The 20,085-nt window shown below is 70.4% G+C and carries 20 protein-coding genes; 10 read left to right on the top strand and 10 right to left on the bottom strand.

Annotated elements, in window-relative coordinates:
- Positions 1-73: 73 nt before the first annotated feature.
- Positions 74-730, bottom strand: a complete 657-nt coding sequence (locus ACWD4G_RS38820; RefSeq protein WP_451302175.1) for a CGNR zinc finger domain-containing protein — start codon at positions 728-730, stop codon at positions 74-76.
- 66 nt (positions 731-796) lie between these two features.
- Between ACWD4G_RS38820 and ACWD4G_RS38815 the strand changes: the two genes are divergently transcribed.
- Positions 797-1,255 (top strand): VOC family protein, encoded by a 459-nt coding sequence (locus ACWD4G_RS38815; protein WP_451302173.1) that lies wholly within the window; start codon positions 797-799, stop codon positions 1,253-1,255.
- Between the two features lie 14 nt (positions 1,256-1,269).
- Here ACWD4G_RS38815 and ACWD4G_RS38810 read toward each other — a convergent pair whose 3' ends face one another.
- Together ACWD4G_RS38810 and ACWD4G_RS38805 are read right to left on the bottom strand one after the other, a co-directional pair.
- Positions 1,270-1,890, bottom strand: a complete 621-nt coding sequence (locus ACWD4G_RS38810) for a TetR family transcriptional regulator (protein WP_451302171.1) — start codon at positions 1,888-1,890, stop codon at positions 1,270-1,272.
- Positions 1,891-1,916: 26 nt separating this feature from the next.
- Positions 1,917-2,939, bottom strand: a complete 1,023-nt coding sequence (locus ACWD4G_RS38805) for an aldo/keto reductase (RefSeq protein WP_451302169.1) — start codon at positions 2,937-2,939, stop codon at positions 1,917-1,919.
- A 112-nt stretch (positions 2,940-3,051) separates the two neighbouring features.
- Between ACWD4G_RS38805 and ACWD4G_RS38800 the strand changes: the two genes are divergently transcribed.
- Both ACWD4G_RS38800 and ACWD4G_RS38795 read left to right on the top strand, forming a co-directional pair.
- Positions 3,052-3,753, top strand: coding sequence for a hypothetical protein (locus tag ACWD4G_RS38800; RefSeq protein WP_451302167.1), 702 nt, complete (start codon positions 3,052-3,054; stop codon positions 3,751-3,753).
- Between the two features lie 74 nt (positions 3,754-3,827).
- Entirely contained in the window at positions 3,828-4,142 is a 315-nt protein-coding gene (locus ACWD4G_RS38795; protein WP_451302165.1) for a DUF6087 family protein, read from the top strand.
- Between the two features lie 45 nt (positions 4,143-4,187).
- Here the strand turns inward: ACWD4G_RS38795 and ACWD4G_RS38790 are convergent, their stop codons facing one another.
- Entirely contained in the window at positions 4,188-5,141 is a 954-nt protein-coding gene (locus ACWD4G_RS38790; protein ID WP_451302163.1) for a DUF4394 domain-containing protein, read from the bottom strand.
- 228 nt (positions 5,142-5,369) lie between these two features.
- On the opposite strand from ACWD4G_RS38790, the gene ACWD4G_RS38785 reads away from it, so the two are divergent.
- Entirely contained in the window at positions 5,370-6,479 is a 1,110-nt protein-coding gene (locus tag ACWD4G_RS38785; RefSeq protein WP_451302161.1) for an endonuclease/exonuclease/phosphatase family protein, read from the top strand.
- A gap of 122 nt (positions 6,480-6,601) precedes the next feature.
- Here ACWD4G_RS38785 and ACWD4G_RS38780 read toward each other — a convergent pair whose 3' ends face one another.
- A complete protein-coding gene (locus tag ACWD4G_RS38780; protein ID WP_451302159.1) occupies positions 6,602-7,984 on the bottom strand; it encodes a glycine--tRNA ligase in 1,383 nt (460 codons plus the stop codon).
- A 215-nt stretch (positions 7,985-8,199) separates the two neighbouring features.
- On the opposite strand from ACWD4G_RS38780, the gene ACWD4G_RS38775 reads away from it, so the two are divergent.
- Genes ACWD4G_RS38775 through ACWD4G_RS38760 form a run of 4 tightly spaced genes read left to right on the top strand, consistent with a single transcriptional unit; the run spans position 8,200 to position 11,390 of the window.
- Complete coding sequence (locus ACWD4G_RS38775) at positions 8,200-9,162, top strand: metal ABC transporter substrate-binding protein (protein WP_451302157.1); 963 nt, start codon at positions 8,200-8,202, stop codon at positions 9,160-9,162.
- A gap of 37 nt (positions 9,163-9,199) precedes the next feature.
- The gene (locus ACWD4G_RS38770) at positions 9,200-9,967 is read left to right on the top strand and encodes a metal ABC transporter ATP-binding protein (protein ID WP_451302155.1); all 768 of its coding nucleotides are present in this window, start codon (positions 9,200-9,202) and stop codon (positions 9,965-9,967) included.
- A 20-nt stretch (positions 9,968-9,987) separates the two neighbouring features.
- The gene (locus ACWD4G_RS38765; protein ID WP_451302153.1) at positions 9,988-10,920 is read left to right on the top strand and encodes a metal ABC transporter permease; all 933 of its coding nucleotides are present in this window, start codon (positions 9,988-9,990) and stop codon (positions 10,918-10,920) included.
- 59 nt (positions 10,921-10,979) lie between these two features.
- Positions 10,980-11,390 (top strand): Fur family transcriptional regulator, encoded by a 411-nt coding sequence (locus ACWD4G_RS38760; RefSeq protein WP_451302151.1) that lies wholly within the window; start codon positions 10,980-10,982, stop codon positions 11,388-11,390.
- A gap of 89 nt (positions 11,391-11,479) precedes the next feature.
- Here the strand turns inward: ACWD4G_RS38760 and ACWD4G_RS38755 are convergent, their stop codons facing one another.
- The 4 genes from ACWD4G_RS38755 to ACWD4G_RS38740 form a co-directional block, all read right to left on the bottom strand.
- Complete coding sequence (locus tag ACWD4G_RS38755) at positions 11,480-12,301, bottom strand: glycosyltransferase family 2 protein (RefSeq protein WP_451302150.1); 822 nt, start codon at positions 12,299-12,301, stop codon at positions 11,480-11,482.
- 92 nt (positions 12,302-12,393) lie between these two features.
- A complete protein-coding gene (locus ACWD4G_RS38750; RefSeq protein WP_451302148.1) occupies positions 12,394-13,245 on the bottom strand; it encodes an isoprenyl transferase in 852 nt (283 codons plus the stop codon).
- 34 nt (positions 13,246-13,279) lie between these two features.
- Positions 13,280-14,029 carry a DNA repair protein RecO gene (recO, locus tag ACWD4G_RS38745; protein ID WP_451302146.1) on the bottom strand — a complete coding sequence of 250 codons (750 nt, stop codon included), beginning with the start codon at positions 14,027-14,029 and terminating at the stop codon, positions 13,280-13,282.
- A 61-nt stretch (positions 14,030-14,090) separates the two neighbouring features.
- Positions 14,091-14,327: a hypothetical protein gene (locus ACWD4G_RS38740; RefSeq protein ID WP_451302144.1), complete on the bottom strand. Its 237-nt coding sequence runs from the start codon at positions 14,325-14,327 to the stop codon at positions 14,091-14,093.
- Positions 14,328-14,986: 659 nt separating this feature from the next.
- On the opposite strand from ACWD4G_RS38740, the gene ACWD4G_RS38735 reads away from it, so the two are divergent.
- Positions 14,987-18,166 (top strand): AfsR/SARP family transcriptional regulator, encoded by a 3,180-nt coding sequence (locus ACWD4G_RS38735; protein WP_451302142.1) that lies wholly within the window; start codon positions 14,987-14,989, stop codon positions 18,164-18,166.
- Here the strand turns inward: ACWD4G_RS38735 and ACWD4G_RS38730 are convergent.
- A complete protein-coding gene (locus ACWD4G_RS38730; RefSeq protein WP_451302222.1) occupies positions 18,117-18,482 on the bottom strand; it encodes a hypothetical protein in 366 nt (121 codons plus the stop codon). The genes ACWD4G_RS38735 and ACWD4G_RS38730 overlap by 50 nt on opposite strands.
- A 760-nt stretch (positions 18,483-19,242) precedes the next feature.
- Here ACWD4G_RS38730 and ACWD4G_RS38725 point away from each other — a divergent pair.
- Positions 19,243-19,899 (top strand): M15 family metallopeptidase, encoded by a 657-nt coding sequence (locus ACWD4G_RS38725; protein WP_451302140.1) that lies wholly within the window; start codon positions 19,243-19,245, stop codon positions 19,897-19,899.
- Positions 19,900-20,085 lie beyond the last annotated feature (186 nt).

The following is a 20,085-nucleotide window of genomic DNA, read 5'->3' as shown; positions in this document are numbered from 1 at the left end:
GTGGTTCGCGTGGTCATGGGGATCACTCCTTGTCCGTTGTCGATCGGCTCCGCCGTCGCGCGAGTGGGGCGCTCTACGGCTCCCCCGCCCGGCGGGCGCGGTGGGCGCGGACCTTGTTGCGGTTGCCGCAGTGCTCCATCGAGCACCAGCGGCGGCGGCCGGGGCGGGAGGTGTCGACGTAGAGGAGGTAGCAGCGCTCACCGGCGCACATGCGGAGGCGTTCGGCGTACGGGCCGGTGAGCAGGTCGATGGCGTCGCGGGCGACGGTGGATATGAGCTGGGCGCCGGTCGCCGTGCCCGGTGCCCAGCCCCGGCTGCCGTCCTCGTGGAGCGCGGGGGCGAGCGGCGGTGAGGCGGCGGTCTCGTTGACGATCCGGAGGTCGGCGGGTCCCGCCGCCTCGATGCCCAGCTCGGGCAGCCCGGCGCCATGGACACGGGAGACGAAGGTACGGGTCAGCGCGTCGCGCAGCCGCCGGGCCCGGGTGACGTCGTCGTCCGTGAGGTCGAGTGCCGTCGGCGTGGGTGAGAGGCGGGACTTCCCGGCCCAGTCCAGCAGATCGGCGGGGGTGTGCAGCACCTCGTGGCGGGCCAGGGCGCCGGGGCCGCCGGTGACGATCAGCTCCAGACAGAGGGCGCCGGGGTCGAACCGGTAGACGTTGCCGGAGTGGGCCCGCAGCGGGATGCCCGGCGCGGTGTCCGGCGCTCCGGGCACCGCCGACGCTTCCGACACTCCCGGAACGCCTTCCGGGGCCGGGGTTCTGGACGACGAGACCATGTAACCAATATAACCGGTTACATGACTGCCGCACTGCAATGGACACTCGTCATCGACACCCGGGACGCCCAGCCACTCGCCGATTTCTGGGCCACCGCCCTGGGCTATGTGGTGGAGGACCCCAGCGAGCTGATCAACCGTCTGCTCGCCGACGGCGACCTCCCCGAGGCCGCCGCGGGCGAACACGACGGCCACCGCGTCTTCCGCGGCTACGCCGCCGTCCGCCACCCCGACGACCCGTACGACCCCTTCACCGGTATCGGCAAGGGCCGCCGCCTCCTCTTCCAGGACGTCCCGGAGCCCAAGACCGTCAAGGACCGCCTCCACATCGACATCCACTCCGGTCCCGGCGGCCGGGACGAGCTGGTCGCCCGCCTGGAATCGCTGGGCGCCACCCGCGTCGAGGAGTTCGACAAAGGCCCGGCCGGCCATTGGTGGCTCATGCGCGACCCGGAGGGCAACGAGTTCTGCGTGGCGTAGCCCCAGCCAAAGGACTACGTCGCCGGCCAGGGACGCGGAGCTTCCAGCCCTCGGATCACCAGGTCCACGACCGCCGTGAACTGGGCCTCGATGTCGGGGCGCCGCCACTCGGGGGCGTAGCGGGGGTCGTGGAAGCGGGCGGTGGCGTGGAAGACGGCGAGGGCGACATCGTCGACAGTGGCGAGGTCGATGGCGCGGAAGTCGCCCTCGCGGATGCCGCGTTCGAGGATGAAGACCAACTGGCCGACGAGGTCGGCGATATGCCCGTCGACGACCGTGCTGGCCTCGCCCAGGAGCACCTGGTAGGTGGCGAACAGCTCGGGGTCGTCACCCGCCTTGTGCCGCTTGGCGGTGAACAGGGCGCCCAGCCAGTGCCGCAGCATCGTCGGAGGGGTCTCCTCCCGCAGCGTGGTGATGTCGAGGAGCATGCCCGTCGTACGGTCCAGCCACCGCTTGGTCACCGCCTCCCGCAGCGCCGCCTTCGTACGGAAGTGGCGGTAGACACTGCCATGGCTGACGCCGAGCGCGCGGGCCACGTCGACCACGGTGGCCTTGGCCGGGCCGTGGCGACGCAGCACCTCCTCGGTCGCTACGAGGATGCGCTCGGCGGTCAGGGTCTCGGAGGTCGCTGCCATGGGGGGAACCGTACCGGGAGAAAGGATCAGCGCTCACTGTCGAGGTGTGCCATCTGTGCCGCCGGGTAGCGGTCGCCCGCCGCCGCGCCGGCCGGGACGGCCTCCTCGATGGCCGCCAGGTCGTCCGCGTCCAGCGTCACGTCCAGCGCGCCGAGTGCCTCCGCGAGCCGGTCGCGGCGGCGGGCACCGATGAGCGGCACGACGGCCGCGCCCTGGCGGGCCGCCTGCGCCAGCACCCAGGCGATGGCGATCTGCGCGACCGAGGCCCCCTTCTCCTCGGCGATCTTCCGCAGCCGCTCGACCAGATCCAGGTTGTGCTGAAGGTTGTCGCCCTGGAAACGGGGCGAGAAGGACCGGAAGTCACCCGCCCCCAACTCCCGATCACGGGTGAAATGCCCGGAGATCAGCCCGCGCGAGAGCACCCCGTACGCGGTGATCGCGATACCCAGCTCACGGACGGTCGGCAGGATCTCGTCCTCGATCCCGCGCGAGATGAGCGAATACTCGATCTGAAGATCCACGATGGGCGCGGTGGCGGCGGCCCGCCGAACCGTCTCCGCCCCCACCTCACTCAGCCCGATATGCCGTACGTAGCCCCGCTCCACCAACTCCGCGATCGCACCGACCGTCTCCTCGATCGGCACATCCGGGTCGACCCGAGCGATCCGATAGACATCGATGTGATCCGTACCGAGCCGCTGCAGCGAGTACGCCACGAAGTTCTTCACCGCCTCGGGGCGCCCGTCATACCCGAGCCACTGCCCGTCCGGGCTACGCAACGCCCCGAACTTGACGCTGACCAACGCCTGCTCCCGCCGCGCGACCGGCGCCGCCCGCAGCGCCTCACCGATCAGCAACTCGTTGTGCCCCATGCCATAGAAGTCACCGGTGTCGAGCAGAGTCACCCCGGCTTCGAGCGCCGCATGGATCGTCGCGACGGACTCCGCCCGATCGGCTTCGCCGTACAACGCGGACATACCCATACAGCCGAGACCGAGAGCGGAGACGTGGGGGCCGGTGGTGCCGAGGGGGAGGGTTTGGATGGTCATGGGTCCACGATGGCATGACAGCTGACAGATTTCAATATCTGTCAGCTGTCACCTGTTATCTGTCAGCTGTTATCTGTTATCTGAAATCCGTCACCGCTCGACGGCACGGGTGATGTCGCGTCCACCGAACCGGCCCGAGGTTGTGCGGAAGTTCGCCGCCGCCGTCCCCGGCCCGATCGTCTGCAAGCCCGTGGCGTCCCCGATTCTCATCAAGGACGGCCGGCTCAAAGCCGTCGACACCCGACGCCTCACCCCGGATGACCTCGCCGATCTGCGCGGTGTCGAGACCACCGCCCACCCGTTCCAGGCATGGGTCGACAAGAGCCACGAGGACCGGCGATCCGACTACGGCTCCCTCAGGCACCATGCTCACCCATGGGCGGCTGATCCTGACCGCCGACAAACAGGAGGACGGCGGCGCTCAACGACTTGTACAGAGGTCCGCGACGGCGACGGCGACGAGGTCACCGCATCCCCGTTCCCGGTGCTCGACGTCATGCGTGCCTGGGAGGTGTGGTCGACGCTCACCCTCACCGCACCCGGCATCGAGCACCGCACCGGCACGGACGACGACGGCGGCCGGTTGGCCTGGATACTCCACGCCGACGGCTCGTGGGCCCGCGCCACCACCAGCCCCGGCACCCGTACCACGACCGTCCACCAAGGCGGTCCGCGCCGCCTCTACGCCCTGCTCGACGAGATCCGGTGGCGGTGGATCGAGCACGGCGAACTGCCCGTTCACGGGGCCCGGGTGACCATCGCTCCGGACGGTACGACCAACCTGACCCGAGGCGGCTGGACCATCACCCTCTGACCGGCAACGGTTTCGTCGGCGGCACGGGCACGGGCAGACTGGCATCGGCAGACGACGCAGGGGAGGGACAGCCCGTGGACGACGAGCCGTTGAACGAGTGGGCCGCACGCCGTGAGGGCCGCCGGCCCGCCCCTGGGGACCGCAAGGCCGTTCCCCTCGGCGATGGCCCCGAGCGGGGCGGGCACGTCGCCCCGGACGCCCCCCGCGGAATGCTGGAGTGGGACGGCCACCAGTGGGTCCCGAGCGGTGTGGCCGACGACCACGCCACGGCCTCGGAGGACGTGGACTCCCGGGGTGCGGCGGAGCGTGTACCCCTCCCACGCTTCACCGCCCTGCCACCCGCCCCCGAGCGGCCGTGGCGACCTACCGAGGTGTTCCGCCGCCCCTGATCCGAGCGGGGAGGCGGCCCTTCCATGCGCCACCTCCCCGCCGCCTCACCCCTGCCGCAGCGGCAGCGCCAGGTCCACCACCTGGCGGCCCTTCTTGAAGGTCCCCGTGAGCGTCGCCTTGCCCGTCAGCAGGTCGAGGGCGAGTACCCGGGAGCCGGTGACCGCGTAGGCGGTGTTCGCGCCGGTCCTGGTGGAGGTGTAGATGTCGAGGCCGGAGTTCGAGGGGGCGTCGAGGCCGAGTTTGCCGGTAGGGGCGAGGTTGCCGGCGTTGGCCGGGGACTGGATCGAGGTCTGGTCCTGGGTCGTGTCGAGGTCGAAGAGGGTGGTGGCCGTGGTGGGGACGAGGTCGTTGTTGGTGTAGGCGGCGCCCGTGACGCCCTGGGCGGTGGCGCCGGTGGTGGCGGGCGGGACCGGAGGGTTGGTCAGGGTGCCGTCGACGGCTGTGGTGCCGGCGGCCGGGGCGTCGGCGGGGTCGTCGAGGTTGTGGCGGAGGTTCTGCCCGGTGTCGCTGATCACCCGGAGGCGGTTGGCCGCCGGGTTGAAGTCGACGCCGTACGAGGTGCCCTGGAGGGCGACCGTGAGTTGCGAGACCTTGGTGGCCTTGGCGCCCACTTCGCGCAGGGTGTAGATGCCGCCCTTGTCGCCGACACCGTAGAGCTTGTTGTTCTGGACGCGGTAGTCGATGCCGACCAGCCTGGTGTCGCCCTTGAGGCCGCTGACCTTGCCGAGCGGTGCGGCGGCGCCGGGCTTGTCGACGCGGAAGAGGACGAGCCGCTGGTCGGCGGTGAGACCGATGGCCTTGAGGTTGCCGGAGACCTGGGTTCCGCGCCCCAGAACGCCGCCCTTCGCCTCGATGCCGGTCCCGGCACCGGAGGAATCGGACCCGGCCCCCACCCCGGACGGCGCCGACGATCCGCCGAACGCCCCCGCACCGACCGCCCCGACCGTTCCGATCGCCACCGCCATCGTGATGACGCCGATCACTGCCTGCTTACGCATGGTGTACCCCCGTGAAAGACACACGGCCCGCCCCCTGCGGGCCGTCTGCCCTGTCCTTCGGAGCCACGGGATGGGCGGATTGGTGGGTCGTGGAAGAAATTTCCGGGAACGGCGGATGTTCCCTCGGCGCTCCGTTGGACACCCTTCATCCCCTCTCGGAGAATTCGAGTTGTCGGCGCACAGTCACGCACGCGCCCGGCAGCGGGCGCCCGGCCCTCAGGAGGGCTCATGACCCTACGGATCGCCACCTTCAACGCCGAGAACCTCTTCCGTCGACCGAGCGTGTTCCGGCTCGACGACTCCGAGAAGCGCGAGGAGATCCTTGACGACTTCAACGAACTGGTCGGCCTCCTCGACAAGGAGGGCTACGACGCGGACGACAAGGCCCGGATCGCCGAGTTGATCGTGAAGCACGACGCGCACGACGCGGAGTCGGACGACCGTCCCTTCTCCGTCAACCAGCCCCGCGGCGGCGCCAAGCTCTACACGCTGGGCTCAGCGGGCGGCCCCGCCATCAAGGTCGTCGCCAACGGGCGCTCCACGTGGGCGGGTTGGGCCGAGATGACCCGTGAGGACCTCGGCTGGGAGGCCGTGGCGAACACCGCCCGGGTGATCGCCGAGGTGAACGCGGACATCGTCCTCACCGTCGAGGTCGAGGACCGGCTCACCCTGGACCGCTTCAACACCCAGGTGCTGGGCGGGGCCATGGGCCGCGAGCCGTACCCGTACAACCTGCTCGTCGACGGCAACGACAACCGGGGCATAGACGTCGGCATCCTCAGCCGCTTCCCGGTCGCCTCGGTCCGGTCGCACATCTTCGATCCAGGCGAGTCGGGGACGCGGGTGTTCAGCCGGGACTGCCCCGAGTTCGAGATCGAGGTCGGCGGCGAGCCCCTGTGGATACTCGGCAACCACTTCAAGAGCAAGGGCTTCGGCAACGCCGCCGAGAACGACAAACGCCGCAAGGCCCAGGCCAAGCGGGTGGGGGAGATCTACGAGGCCGCCCGCCGGCGCTCGCCCCGCGTCATCGTCGCCGGTGACCTCAACGACACCCTCGCCAGTCCCCCCGTCAAGCTCCTCCTCGACACCGGCCTCCGCGAGGCCATGACCCACGACACCTACGACGGCACCCCGGGCACCCACGGCACCGGCAAACGGGACGAACAGAAGCTGGACTACCTCCTGTTCAGCCCCGAGCTGTGGGAGAGGGTCCAGGCAGTGGCCGTGGAACGCCGAGGCATATGGGCCCCGAGGACGTTCCCGTCGTTCGACACGGTCACATCAAAAACCAACCAGGCGTCGGACCACGCGGCCCTCTTCGCCGACGTGGACATATAGACGTGGACATATACGTGGACCTGTAAACGCCGAGTCCCCCGGCCCCGTAAGGGGCGCGGGGAACTGCGCGACCAGCCACGAACAAACCCGCAGCCGCTCAATCACACAAACCAGGCAGACGCTCAGGCGCCCACAAGCCGCCCAGCAAGGTACCCCTCGATCTGGTCCAGCGACACGCGTTCCTGCTTCATCGAGTCCCGCTCACGAACAGTAACCGCATTGTCGTCCAGCGTGTCGAAGTCCACCGTCACGCAGTACGGCGTACCGATCTCGTCCTGACGGCGGTAACGCCGCCCGATCGCCCCGGCGTCGTCGAACTCGATGTTCCAGTGCTGACGCAGCGCCGCGGCGAGCCCCTTCGCCTTCGGCGACAGCTCGGCGTTGCGCGACAGCGGAAGAACCGCGGCCTTCACCGGAGCGATCCGGTGGTCGAGCCGCAGCACCGTCCGCTTCTCCAGCTTGCCCTTGGCGTTGGGCGCCTCGTCCTCGGTGTAGGCGTCGAGGAGGAAGGCGAGCATGGTGCGGCCGACACCGGCGGCGGGCTCGATGACGTACGGGGTGTACTTCTCACCGGCCTCCTGGTCGAAGAAGACCAGGTCCTGGCCGGAGGCCTTGGAGTGCGCGGTGAGGTCGTAGTCGGTGCGGTTGGCGACGCCCTCCAGCTCGCCCCACTCGCTGCCGCCGAACTGGAAGCGGTACTCGATGTCGGCGGTGCGCTTGGAGTAGTGGGAGAGCTTCTCCTGCGGGTGCTCGTACCAGCGCATGTTCTCTTCGCGCAGGCCCAGGCCGGTGTACCAGTTCCACCGCTCCTGCATCCAGTACTCCTGCCACTTCTCGTCCTCGCCCGGCTTGACGAAGAACTCCATCTCCATCTGCTCGAACTCGCGGGTGCGGAAGATGAAGTTGCCGGGCGTGATCTCGTTGCGGAAGGACTTGCCCATCTGGGCGATGCCGAACGGGGGCTTCTTGCGCGAAGCGGTCTGCACCTGGGCGAAGTTGGTGAAGATGCCCTGGGCGGTCTCGGGGCGCAGATAGGCGATGGAGCCGGTGTCCTGGGTGGGGCCGAGGTGGGTGGACAGGAGGCCCGAGAACTGCTTGGGCTCGGTGAACTGGCCCTTGGTGCCGCAGTTGGGGCAGTTGATGTCCGCGAGGCCGTTCTCCGGGAGGCGGCCCTTCTTCGCCTCGTAGGCCTCCTCCAGGTGGTCCGCGCGGAACCGCTTGTGGCAGGAGGTGCACTCGGTGAGCGGGTCGGAGAAGGTGGCGACGTGGCCGGAGGCGACCCAGACCTCGGAGGCCAGGATGACGGACGAGTCGATACCGACCACGTCCTCGCGCGACGTCACCATGTAGCGCCACCACTGGCGCTTGAGGTTCTCCTTGAGCTCGACACCCAGCGGTCCGTAGTCCCAGGCGGCGCGCTGGCCGCCGTAGATCTCGCTGCAGGGGAATACGAAGCCACGGCGCTTGCTCAGGCTGACGATGGTGTCGATCTTGTCGGCGGCCACGGTGCTCTCTTCATTACGACGACGGGCGACGAAGCGGTGCGCTCTGGGGGAAGCGGATGCGCTTCAGAGCGAATGCTTCAGGTTACCGGCGCGGGCTCCCCTCCAATCAAATCGGTATGCGTACGGAGACCGGCCAGAGGCGGACAAACGCCTTACCCAGGGCTTACCAACAGGCTTGTTGACAATCGTTTCCAGAAAATATGAAAATGACTGTCATGAACGTAGTACGACGACGACTCCTGATACCCGCGGCGGCGACCGCGGCCACCGCACTCGCCCTCACCACCCTCTCGGCCTGCTCCAGCGACAGCGCCGCGGCGGGCAACACGGACAAGTTCGACGTCGTCGCGTCGTTCTACCCGATGGCCTTCCTCGCCGAGCAGATCGGCGGCAAGCACGTCAACGTCACCAGTCTCACCGAACCCGGCCAGGAGCCGCACGACCTGGAGATCAGCGCCAAGCAGACCGCGCAGCTCCAGGAGTCGGACGCGGTCCTCTACCTCAAGGGTCTCCAGCCCTCCGTCGACGACGCCGTCGACCAGTCCGAGATCAAGACGAAGATCGACGCCGCCACGCTGACCTCCCTGGAGGAGCACGGCAACGAGGTCGGCGGCCACGCCGAGGAGCACGACGACGAGCACGGCGAGGAAGAGGGCGGCAAGGACCCGCACATCTGGCTCGACCCCGTGAAGTACGCCGAGGTCGCCAAGGGTGTGGGCGCCGCCCTGGAGAAGGCCGACCCGGACCACGCCTCCACGTACAAGACGAACACCGAGGCGCTGGTGGAGAAGCTCGGCGCGCTGAACGACCAGTTTGTCAACGGGCTGAAGAACACCAAGACCAAGGTGTTCATCACCACACACGCCGCGTTCGGCTATCTCGCCGAGCGGTACGGCCTCACCGAGGAGGCCATCTCCGGTCTCGACCCCGAGTCCGAGCCGAGTGCCGCGCGGGTCAAGGAACTTGAGAAGATGGCCAGGGCCGACGGTGTGACCACGGTGTTCTACGAGACACTCGTCAGCGACAAGACCGCGAAGACCATCGCCGCCGACGCGGGCCTCAAGACCGATGTCCTCGACCCGATCGAGGGCATCACCGAGAAGTCCCGCGGCAAGGACTACTTCTCGGTCCAGGAAGCCAACCTCAAGGCGCTCCAGCAGGCCCTGGGAGCCACATGACCTTGCCGATGAACGTGTCCATCCGGAGGAAGCAGGCATGACCGAGCCCGTCATCTCGTTGCGCGGGGTCCGCGCCGAACTGGGCTCGCGCACCGTCCTGCGCGGCATCGACCTCACCGTGCGCCGCGGTGAGGTCGTCGCGCTGCTCGGCGCCAACGGCTCCGGCAAGTCCACGGCCGTCCGCACGGTGATCGGCCAGGTGCCGGTGAGCGCCGGGGAGATCGAACTGTTCGGCACCGAGCGGCGCCGTTTCCGCGACTGGCGGCGCGTGGGCTACGTACCGCAGCGGACGACGGCCGCGGGCGGTGTGCCCGCGACGGTCACCGAGGTCGTCGCCTCCGGCCGGCTCTCCCGGACCCGGCTCGGCATCCTGCGCAAGGCCGACCACGAGGCGATCCGCCGGGCCATCGCCCTCGTCGGTCTGACCGATCGCGCCAAGGACTCGGTGAACGCCCTCTCCGGCGGCCAGCACCAGCGCGTCCTCATCGCCCGCGCCCTCGCCTCCGAGCCCGAACTGCTGATCATGGACGAGCCGATGGCGGGCGTCGACCTGGCCAGCCAGGAAGTGCTCGCCGAGACCCTCCGGGGCCAGGTGGAGCGCGGTACGACGGTGCTGCTGGTCCTGCATGAACTGGGCCCGCTGGAGCCGCTGATCGACCGCGCGGTCGTCCTCCGCGACGGCTGCGTCACCCACGACGGCCCGCCCCCGAAGGCCGTCGGCCAGCACGCCCTGCCCGGCCACGACCATGTCCACCCGCACGCGGCACCGGGCGCCGAGCCCGTCCGTACGGGCCTGCTGAGCTGAGAAGACGAAGGCACACGACCATGGAATTCCTCGACTACGCCTTCATGCAGCGGGCCCTGCTCGCCGCCGTGCTCGTCGGCATCACCGCCCCCTCGATCGGCATCTACCTCGTCCAGCGCCGCCAGGCCCTCATGGGCGACGGCATCGGGCATGTCGCCATGACCGGGGTCGGCCTCGGTTTCATGCTCTCCTGGTCGCCGGTGTGGATGGCCACGCTGGTCTCCGTCCTCGGCGCGGTCCTGATGGAGCTGATCCGCTGGTACGGCAGGACGCGCGGCGACATCGCGCTCGCCATGCTCTTCTACGGCGGTATGGCTGGCGGTGTGATGCTCATCAACCTCGCGCCCGGCGGCACCAACGCCAACCTGATGTCGTTCCTCTTCGGCTCCCTGTCGACCGTGTCGCAGGAGGACATCACCGCGATCTGCGTCCTGGCCGCGTTCGTGATCCTCATGACACTGGCGCTGCGCCGGCAGCTGTTCGCGGTCAGCCAGGACGAGGAGTTCGCGCGGGTCACCGGGCTGCCGGTGCGGGCGCTCAACCTGCTCACGGCGGTCACGGCGGCCGTCACGGTGACGGTCGCCATGCGCGTCGTCGGACTGCTGCTGGTCTCCGCGCTGATGGTGGTGCCGGTGGCCGCCGCACAGCAGCTGACCCGCGGTTTCGCGGCGACCTTCGCGATCGCCGTGGCCATCGGGGTCTCCGTCACCATCGGCGGCACGATCACCTCGTACTACCAGGACGTACCGCCCGGCGCGACGATCGTGCTGCTCGCCATCGCCGCGTTCATGCTGCTCACGGCGTTGGCGACACCGCTGGCCAGGAGGCGGGCGAGGGCCCTGGAGGCGGCGAACGGGGACCCGGCGGAGTGTGTGATCACCAAGGCTGGGGCGGGCGCGGCGGAGGAGAGGGTTCCGGCCAGTCGGGGGTCCTCCGACGGGGCCGGCGTCTGAACGGGGTCCGGGCGGGCTGGCACAATGGCCCGGCAAGACCGCGATCTGAGGAGGCAACGGTGACGACCGCAGGACCTGTGCGAGGTCGTTCCACCCGGCAGCGGGCGGCCGTGGCCGCCGCCCTCGACGAGGTCGACGAGTTCCGCAGCGCGCAGGATCTCCACGACATGCTCAAGCACCGGGGTGACTCCGTCGGGCTGACCACCGTGTACCGCACGTTGCAGTCCCTCGCGGACGCCGGTGAGGTCGATGTCCTGAGGACGTCGGACGGCGAGTCGGTGTACCGGCGGTGCTCCACCGGGGAGCACCACCATCACCTCGTCTGCCGGGTCTGCGGCAAGGCCGTCGAGGTCGAGGGGCCGGCGGTGGAGAAGTGGGCCGACGCCATCGCCGAAGAGCACGGGTACGTCAATGTGGCCCACACGGTGGAGATCTTCGGCACGTGCGCGGAGTGTGCCGGCGGGGCGTAGGGTGCCCGGCGGTTGTTCGGCACTCGGGGTTCGTGCGGGCCACCTGGGGGCTGCGCCCCCAGACCCCCCATCGGCCTGCGGCCTCGTCCTCAAACGCCGGACGGGCTGAATTCGCTGCTGCTCGGCATCGGGCGGCGTATCGCCGTGAACAGTCTCGCCAGTACTGCTGAGCGGCCGTGGTCGACCGTGTTCGGGGCCACCGCGTCGACTCCCCTCTCCAGCCACTCGTCCCAGTGCGGGCGGTCCGACGCGGCGAGGCGGCCGTGGGCCTCTGCCATGTCGAGGATTCTGCGGCCTATCGCGGTCGGCATCGCTCGGCCGTGGTAGCTGTACTGGCTGTCTATGACGCCGAGGTGGACGACATCGGCCTTGCCTCCCGCGAGGGCTACGGAGATGTTGAGGAACGCCTCGACGCCGAAGTCCGGCGGCAGCGGGGTGCGCAGATAGCGGGTGCGAAGGGCGCGGAAGCCCGTGAGGGAGTTCGCGCCGTGGCCGCCGACCTCCGGGAAGAATCGATCCGTCAGAGGCTCGTAGAGGGTGAACGTGGTCGCCAGTATGGCGCCGGGGTACGCGTACTCGAAGTCGCCCAGCACATGGTCGGCCGTGCCCTCGGCGGCCATCTCCCGCAGCCTCGCGGGGATGTTGCGCTCCGTCGAGGTGAGGTCGGAGTCGAGGAAGCACGTCCACTCGGTGTCCACCGTCGACACGGCGAACTCCATGGCCGCGCCCTTGCCGAGCGGGCCCTCCAGCACCTCCGCGCCGGCCTCGCGGGCCCGGCGGGCGGTGTCGTCGGTGGACGCGCTGTCCACCACCAGCACCCGGTCGCCGGGCTGTGCGGCCGCGAGGGCCTGGCCGACCATCGTGGCGACCGTGGTCTCTTCGTTGTGTGCAGGAATCACGAACGTGAACAAGCGAACCCCCGTTGAGTGGAACGATCGCTCATGATCCTAAGTCGTGACCCCAAGGCCAAGTTGCCTGGCCGGACGCCTTGTTCGAGTGGCGGCTACGAGATGGCCTGCTGGTCCGGAGTGTCACCCTTCATGGCCAGGAGTTCCTCATTGGGGATGGCTCCGCCGAAGCGGCGGTCGCGGGAGGCGAACTCGACGCACGCCCGCCACAGATCGCGGCGGTCGAAGTCCGGCCACAGCACGTCCTGGAAGACCATCTCGGCGTAGGCGCTCTGCCAGATCAGATAGTTGGAGGTGCGCTGCTCGCCGCTGGGGCGCAGGAAGAGGTCCACGTCCGGCATGTCCGGGTAGTACATGTATTTCTGGAGGGTCTTCTCGTTGACCTTCGACGGGTCGAGACGCCCCGCCTTCACGTCCTCGGCCATGGCCTGCGCGGCGTCGGCGATCTCGGCTCGGCCGCCGTAGTTCATGCAGAAGTAGAGGGTGAGCAGGTCGTTGCCCTTGGTCTGCTCCTGGGCGACCTGGAGTTCCTTGGCGACCGACTTCCACAGCTTGGGCATCCGGCCCACCCAGCGGACCCGGATGCCGAGTTCGTCGAGCACGTCGCGGGTCTTGCGGATGAAGTCGCGGTTGAAGTTCATCAGGAAGCGGACCTCGTCGGGCGAGCGCTTCCAGTTCTCGGTGGAGAAGGCGTACAGGGAGATGTTGCGGACGCCGATCTCGACGCCGCCCTGGAGGACGTCGAGGACGCGCTCGGCGCCGACCTTGTGGCCCTCGGTGCGGGGCAGCCCGCGCTCCTTGGCCCAGCGGCCGTTGCCGTCCATGACGATGGCCACATGCTCGGGGACCAGCTCGCCGGGGAGCTTGGGCGGGCGGGCGCCGGACGGGTGCGGCGTCGGCGTCCTGTACTCGCGGCGCTGGCGCCCCAGAATCCCGCGTACCACCATGAGCTTCTCGTCTCCTCGCGTTTGCCCGCGTTTGCTAGGACTTTTCCACGTACCGAAGGGAGCGCAGCCCGCGCTCCAGATGCCAGTGGAGGTACGCGGAGACCAGTCCGCTCCCCTCCCTGACATACCGCGGCTCGCACGCGTCCGCGGTCTCCCAGTCCCCCGTCAGCAGCGCGCCGAGGAGTTCCAGGGCCTGCGCAGAGGGTACGACGCTGCCGGGCACCCGGCAGTCCACGCAGATCGAGCCGCCGGCCGCGACCGAGAAGAAGCGGTTCGGTCCGGGCAGACCGCACTTGGCGCAGTCGCCGAAGCTGGGGGCGTAGCCGTTGACGGCGAGGGAGCGGAGCAGGAAGGCGTCGAGGACGAGATGCGGGGCGTGCTCGCCGCGCGCGAGGGTGCGCAGCCCGCCGACGAGCAGCAGATACTGCTGCACCGCGGGCTCGCCCTCGTGGTCCGTGAACCGCTCGGCCGTCTCCAGCATGGCCGTCCCGGCGGTGTAGCGGGCGTAGTCGCTGACGATGCCGCCGCCGTACGGGGCGATGGTCTCGCTCTGGGTGCACAGCGGCAGGCCCCGCCCGACCAGTTCGCCACCGCGCGCGAAGAACTGCACGTCCACATGGGAGAAGGGTTCGAGCCGGGCCCCGAACTTCGACTTGGTCCGCCGCACCCCCCGGGCCACGGCCCGTACCCGGCCGTGACCACGAGTGAGCAGGGTGATGATGCGGTCCGCTTCACCCAGCTTCTGGGTGCGCAGCACGATGCCGTCGTCGCGGAACAGGCTCATGGGAGCCATTCTCGCCTACGGCGACGCCCGCCCGGTCACACATGCGGTGTTCCGGACGCCTTCAAGGGACCTCCCCCCGGCTGCGGGCGTTCTCGTACGCCGTCGCCGCGCGCAGCCGCTCTATGGTCGTCGCCGGCCGCAGTGCCTCGGGGGCGCAGTCCCACTCCCTCCCCCCGCCGACCGGTCTCAGCTGGACATACGGTCCGACGTGCCCCATGACACGGCCGACCTTGCCGGTGCGGGTGTCGACCGCGTAGGTGCCGATCGCCGGCCCCTTCGTGTTTCCGTTACCGCTCACCGCGGGGCCGCCACCGCGATTCCGGCCCTCGTGACGCCCTCCTGCCGCACTTTCTCCACCGCTTCCTCCGCCTCTTCGGCGCCCCGCGCCGACCTTCGTCCCCCGAGCCTTCTCCACCTACCTCCACGGTGCTCCCCGCACCCGCCGAATTTCACGCTTCGCATCTCATTGGTGACCTTCTGTGCCTAGACTCGGCAGGAGTCTGTCGCTCGTCGAGCGGGGGCGGAACAAGGCCGCAGTCATGGCCAATGGCTCACGTTCCAGGCGGAGTTGAGGGTGCGTGTTTCGGCCCCGGGTTCGCCTCCGGCGGCCATGTATGGGAAACACGCTAAGGACCTGGCTGACGTCGCATCAATTGTCCCTTGGGTCAATACCGTTGCCCTGCGGTGCGCGGCGACACGCCCGGTCAGCCCCCTGCCGGTGCCCCGGCCGCCGCCCCCGGAGGGCCAGCCGGACGACCACACCGAATTCTCACGAATACCTCACGGGAGACACCCGAATCCCCGCGTAACGCCCCTAGGATGCCCACCGGTTCCCCCGCTTTCCGACGACTCTCCGGCGCATCACCCGTCCTGGGAAACCACTCGGCGTGCAGGAGCGTCGAACGTTGCGTGAGCATCCGCTGTCCCAGCGGACCGAAGGCACGGAAGATGGGTCCCGTGGAGCTGGAATTCCGACTGCTCGGCCCGGTCGAGGCATGGCACGCCGGCAGACCCGTGCGGCTCGGCGGGCCCAAGCCGCGCGCGCTGCTGGCCGTGCTGCTGCTCAGAGCCGGGCAGGTGGTGCCCGCCGACGCGCTGGTGGACGTCATCTGGGGCGACGAGCCACCGGACACCGCGCGGGCCCTCGTACAGACGTATGTGTCGGCGCTGCGGCGAGCCCTGCCCCACGAGGCGGCGGACGCGATCGAGACCCGCCCACCGGGGTACCGGCTGCGGCCCGGGGTCGCGCGGGTGGACCTGGACGAGTTCGAGTCACGCACGGCCGAGGGCCGGCGGGCCGCCGCGGCCGGGGACCACGACGCCGCCGCCCGGCTGCTGCGTACGGCGCTGGCCCTGTGGCGCGGTCCGGCGCTCGGCGGTGTCGGGGAGGCACTGAGGAGCGAGACCGTACGGCTGGAGGAGGCCCGGCAGGCCGCTCTGGAGGAACGTATCGCCGCCGAGTTGGAGGCCGGTGGGCGGGAGGCGGAGCTGGTCACCGAGCTGACCGCGCTGGTCGACGAGCATCCGACCCGGGAACGGCTGCGCGGCCAGCTGATGCTGGGGCTCTACCGGTGGGGACGCCAGGCGGACGCGCTGGCCGTGTACGCGGAGGGCCGGACCGTCCTCGCCGAGGAACTGGGCCTCGACCCCGGCCCCGAGCTGAACCGCCTATACGAGGCCATCCTGCGCGCCGACCCCGCCCTGCTGGCCGTCACCGCCGCGCCCGCCACCACCGCACCCACCGACAAGACCCGTACGGCCGTGGCCGCTCCCCGTACCGTCTCCCTCCTCCCGCCCGCCATCGGGGACTTCACCGGGCGTGAGGAGGAACTGGGGTCCGTCGTCGCCGGGTTGACCGGCGAGCGGGAGGCGATGCCCGTCGTGGTGGTCTCGGGCACCGCCGGGGTCGGGAAGTCGGCGCTCGCCGTGCAGGCCGCGCACCGGGTGGCCGCCGAGTATCCCGACGGCCAGCTCTACGCCGAACTCCACGGCTTCAGCGAGCCCGTACCGCCCGCCGAGGTGCTGGGCCGGCTGCTGCGGGCGCTCGGCGCGGACCCGCCGGAGGACACGGCCGAGCGCGGCGATCTGTTCCGGAGCCTGGTCGCCGGGCGGCGGATTCTGCTGGTCCTGGACGACGCGGGCGGCGAGGCCCAGGTGCGGCCCCTGCTGCCCGGCAGCGCGACCTGCGGGGTGCTGGTGACGTCACGGGCCCGGCTCGGCGGTCTGGTCGGGGCCCGGCGCACCGACCTCGACGTGCTGGACGAGGAGCGGGGCCTGGAGCTGCTGACCAGGGTCACCGGCCCGGAACGGACCCCGGACGACCCCCGCGAGGAGACCGCCGCCCGGCGCATCGTCGAGCTGTGCGGCGGGCTGCCGCTGGCCCTGCGGATCGCGGGCGCCCGCCTCGCCACCCGACGGCACTGGACGCCCAGCGTGCTCGCCGAGCGCCTCGCCGACGAACACCGCCGCCTCGACGAGCTGGCCGTGGGCGACCTGGAGGTCCGGGCGGGCCTCGGCCTCAGCTACCGGGCCCTCGACCCCTCGGCCCGCCGCGTACTGCGCCGTATCGCCACGCTCGGCTCCGCCGACGTCGCCGTATGGACGGTGGCCGCACTCGCCGACACCACGGAGGACGAGGCCGAGGAGACCCTCGAACGCCTCCTCGACGCCCAGCTCATCGACTGCCCCGGCACCGACCAGGTCGGCCAGCCCCGTTACCGCCTCCACGACCTCGTACGCGTCTACGCCGCAGAACGCGCGGAGAGGGAGGACCCGGCCATCGACCGCACGGCAGCGGTGGGCCGGGCATTGGCGGCCGGTTTGTGGCTGATGGACCGGGTGACGGAAGAAGCCCCATCAGGAGTGGTGATCCTCCGCCACGGCTTCGACAAGGCCCATAGGGAGGGCTCCACTTACAACGAGGGGGTGGCGCCCCATAAGGGGCGCGGGGCTGATACATATGCGGCTCCGCCGCGTGGGCGCGACCAGCCACACACAACCGACCGCCGCGAACAAACCCAACAACCCTCCCCAGTAGGCGCCCGAACAACAAACCGAGCCCTGCAAGACCCCTTCGCCTGGTTCGACACAGAGGCCGACACCCTCACCGCCGCCGTGGAACGGGCCGCAGCCATGGGCCTCCACACCCTGGCCTGCGAGGCAGCGGCAGCGCTCTGCTCCTCCTCCTTCGCCATCAAGAACCGCTTCGACGCCTGGTGGCGCAGCCACGACGCCGCGCTGGCGGCCGCCCGCCGCGCGGAGGACCGTTCCGGCGAGGCCCTGCTGATCATCGGCCTCGGCCAACTCCGCTACGAACAGGACCGCATAGCCGAGTCCCAGGAGTACTTCCGCACGGCCGAACGCATCTGCACCGAACTCGGCGATGTACGCGGCCGCAGCGCCGCGCTCGCCGGACTGGGCAGCGCCTGCCGCGAGGTGGGCGAACTCCGCGACGCGGAGCGGGCGTTGGCGGACGCCGCCAAGGGCTTCCGGGCGGTCGGCGACGACACCGGCATCGGCGTCGCCTGCCGCTACGGCGGCTCCGTACGGCTTGAACTCGGCGACCAGGAGGGCGCGTTCCCGCTCCTCGACGAATCCCTCGCCGCATACCGGAGGCTCGGCAGCCGGCGCGGAGAGGCGCTGGCGCTGCGCACGCTCAGCATGGTGCACCGCTCGCTCGGCGCCTACGAGGAGGCCGCGCGCCTGGCCGAGGAAGCGCTGGAGATCCTGCGGGAGATCGGCGACCCGCACATGGCGGCGTACGCGCTGCGGGCGCGGGCCAAGGCGCGGATGCGGCTGGGCCGTACGCGGGAGGCGGAGGCGGAGCTGCGGGAGGTCCTCGATGTGTGCCGGGTGCACGAGGACCGCTTCGGGGAGGCGCTGACGTTGTGGACGCTGGGCGAGTGCGCGTTCGCCGAGGGCCGGTTGGCGGACGCGGACCGGCTGCTGACCGCCTCCGCCGCGCTCTGGGGCGTCCTCGCCCTGCCGCTCCCCCGCGCCCGCGCCCTGCGCGTCCTCTCCGCCGTACGGGCCGCCCTCGACGACGCCGAGGGTGCCGCCGCGCTCCGCGCGGAGGCGATGGCGGTGTTCACGACCTGCGAGGCCCGAGAACGGCTCGAACCATGGCCGCGGGCGTGAGTCGCCCCCCGGCGGCTCGGGGGCGGCGGGAGCGGAGCTGTCGCCAAGTGGGCCTGGGACAGCGGCCCTTGGGCCGGAGATCGGTGAAGTCCGCGTAGGGCACGATCAGCGGCGGCAGGCCGATCTCGACCCAGTGGGGCTTGCCGGAGGTGAGGTCCCAGCCGTCGTTCGGGATGCGGATGTGGTCGGAGCGGCTGTCCTTGTTCTGGCTGGTGATCTTGAGGACCTCCGCATGGCGGAGACGGGTGCTCAGCACCACGCAGTAGCGTTCCTTCCCTCCCTGGGTCTCCCGGTACGGGACGCGCGCGTGCCAGATCTCGCCGGGAGCGGGGCAGCGCCAGCCCTGGTCGAAGCCGCCGTTGTCCCACCACAGGACGGCCCGACGGCACAGGAGCGCGGCGAGCCCGGTGGCTCCGCTGACCGCCGGCGCCCGCGGCGGGGAGGCCGTACAGGACGGCGTACCGCTCGAAGGTCTGCGGCCGCAGCGGGGTGTCCGTGCCGGTCAGCAGGTGGGCATCGGCGACCGGCAGCGCCAGGAGACAGCCGACGACGACCCAGACGTTCAGCAGCAGATTGCCCTTGACTGCCAGGCCGAGGCAGGAGGTGCTGGTACGACGGGCCACCGGCACCCCTTTCGCCATTCCGCCTGTCGCGGAACCCTTGTCCCGGATCACCGAACATGATCCACGGGCGAGGTCCGGCGCGGGGTCCGTGGAATCGCGTACGCGGCTACGCAATCCCGGCCGCCAACAGAGGCTGGAAACGGTTTGCTGCGGACTTGCAGAGAACTTCCAGCGGAGTGCGGCATTCTCGTGGTTCTCGGGGGAACAACGGATCGGCCGGGCGACCACCGCCCGGCCGGTCGACCCACCGGAGCGCACGGGGGACGGACCGGTGGGAACGTGACAACAGTGGGATCGGAACAGCAGGACGGACAGGGCGAACGCCCGGTGCCGGGCCACAGACCGCCACTCAAGGGGGGAAGCCCCCGGGGAGGGACATCAGGGGATCAGGTCCCTCCCCGGGGCGCTGCCACGCACCCCATCGCCACCGCCGCACCCTGTGGAAGACGACCGATGCCTCCGATCATCCTCATGAGCGACCCCGAGGTCGCGCGCATCCCGGTGCGGGAATGCGGTGAACCGCTCGTGGATCTGCGGGAGTTGCCGTTCGTGGTGATCGACTCCCGGCAGGCCGACCCGGAGGGTGCCTTCGCGCACATCCGCGAGGGTGTCGCCTGGCGATTGGCACGTGCCGCCCGGCTGCTGCCGGACGGGCTGCGCTTCCTGGTGACCGAGGGGTACCGTCCGCTGTCGCTGCAGATCCACTACTTCGAGCGGTACGCCGCCGAGTTGCGGGAGGCGAACCCCGACTGGTCCGAGGAGCACCTGCGGACCCAGACCAGCCGTTCCCTCTCCCCACCGGAGATCGGCCCGCATGTCGCCGGGGCGGCGATCGACCTCACCCTGTGCACGGCGTCCGGGGAGGAACTGGACATGGGGACGCGACTCGACGCGAGCCCCGAGGAGAGCGACAACGCCTGCTACACGGACGCGCCGAACCTCTCCGACACGGCCCGCCGCAACCGCCGCACCCTGGGCGCCGCCCTCACCACGGCCGGCCTGGTCAACTACCCCACCGAGTGGTGGCACTGGTCCTACGGCGACCGCTACTGGGCCCTGATGACGGGCGCCCCCACGGCCCTCTACGGCCCCAAGAACTCCCTCCCCTGAGCGCCCCGCCCGGCGCGACGAACGTTCGTTCCAAACGAACCTCCGTCCCCGTCGCCCCTACCCGTCCCATCCCCGAGGGCCGCACCTCATCCCCCGTTGTCGCCGAGCGACAAACCCCGTAGCGGGGGCCGGGGGCAGCACCCTGCGGATGGGGCGGGCAGGGGTGGCGGGGGCGGAGATGTTCCG

This window comes from Streptomyces sp. NPDC002643 (assembly GCF_053592555.1).
This window is presented reverse-complemented; position numbering and strand designations above follow the sequence as displayed.

Coding starts and splice junctions, on each gene's coding strand:
- ACWD4G_RS38815 (WP_451302173.1), top strand. CDS start 797: ATGACTGCCGCACTGCAATGGACACTCGTCATCGACACCCGGGACGCC.
- ACWD4G_RS38725 (WP_451302140.1), top strand. CDS start 19,243: ATGCCTCCGATCATCCTCATGAGCGACCCCGAGGTCGCGCGCATCCCG.
- ACWD4G_RS38750 (WP_451302148.1), bottom strand. CDS start 13,245: ATGGTGGTACGCGGGATTCTGGGGCGCCAGCGCCGCGAGTACAGGACG.
- ACWD4G_RS38800 (WP_451302167.1), top strand. CDS start 3,052: ATGTCGCGTCCACCGAACCGGCCCGAGGTTGTGCGGAAGTTCGCCGCC.
- ACWD4G_RS38775 (WP_451302157.1), top strand. CDS start 8,200: ATGAACGTAGTACGACGACGACTCCTGATACCCGCGGCGGCGACCGCG.
- ACWD4G_RS38790 (WP_451302163.1), bottom strand. CDS start 5,141: ATGCGTAAGCAGGCAGTGATCGGCGTCATCACGATGGCGGTGGCGATC.
- ACWD4G_RS38785 (WP_451302161.1), top strand. CDS start 5,370: ATGACCCTACGGATCGCCACCTTCAACGCCGAGAACCTCTTCCGTCGA.
- ACWD4G_RS38810 (WP_451302171.1), bottom strand. CDS start 1,890: ATGGCAGCGACCTCCGAGACCCTGACCGCCGAGCGCATCCTCGTAGCG.
- ACWD4G_RS38770 (WP_451302155.1), top strand. CDS start 9,200: ATGACCGAGCCCGTCATCTCGTTGCGCGGGGTCCGCGCCGAACTGGGC.
- recO (WP_451302146.1), bottom strand. CDS start 14,029: ATGAGCCTGTTCCGCGACGACGGCATCGTGCTGCGCACCCAGAAGCTG.
- ACWD4G_RS38765 (WP_451302153.1), top strand. CDS start 9,988: ATGGAATTCCTCGACTACGCCTTCATGCAGCGGGCCCTGCTCGCCGCC.
- ACWD4G_RS38805 (WP_451302169.1), bottom strand. CDS start 2,939: ATGACCATCCAAACCCTCCCCCTCGGCACCACCGGCCCCCACGTCTCC.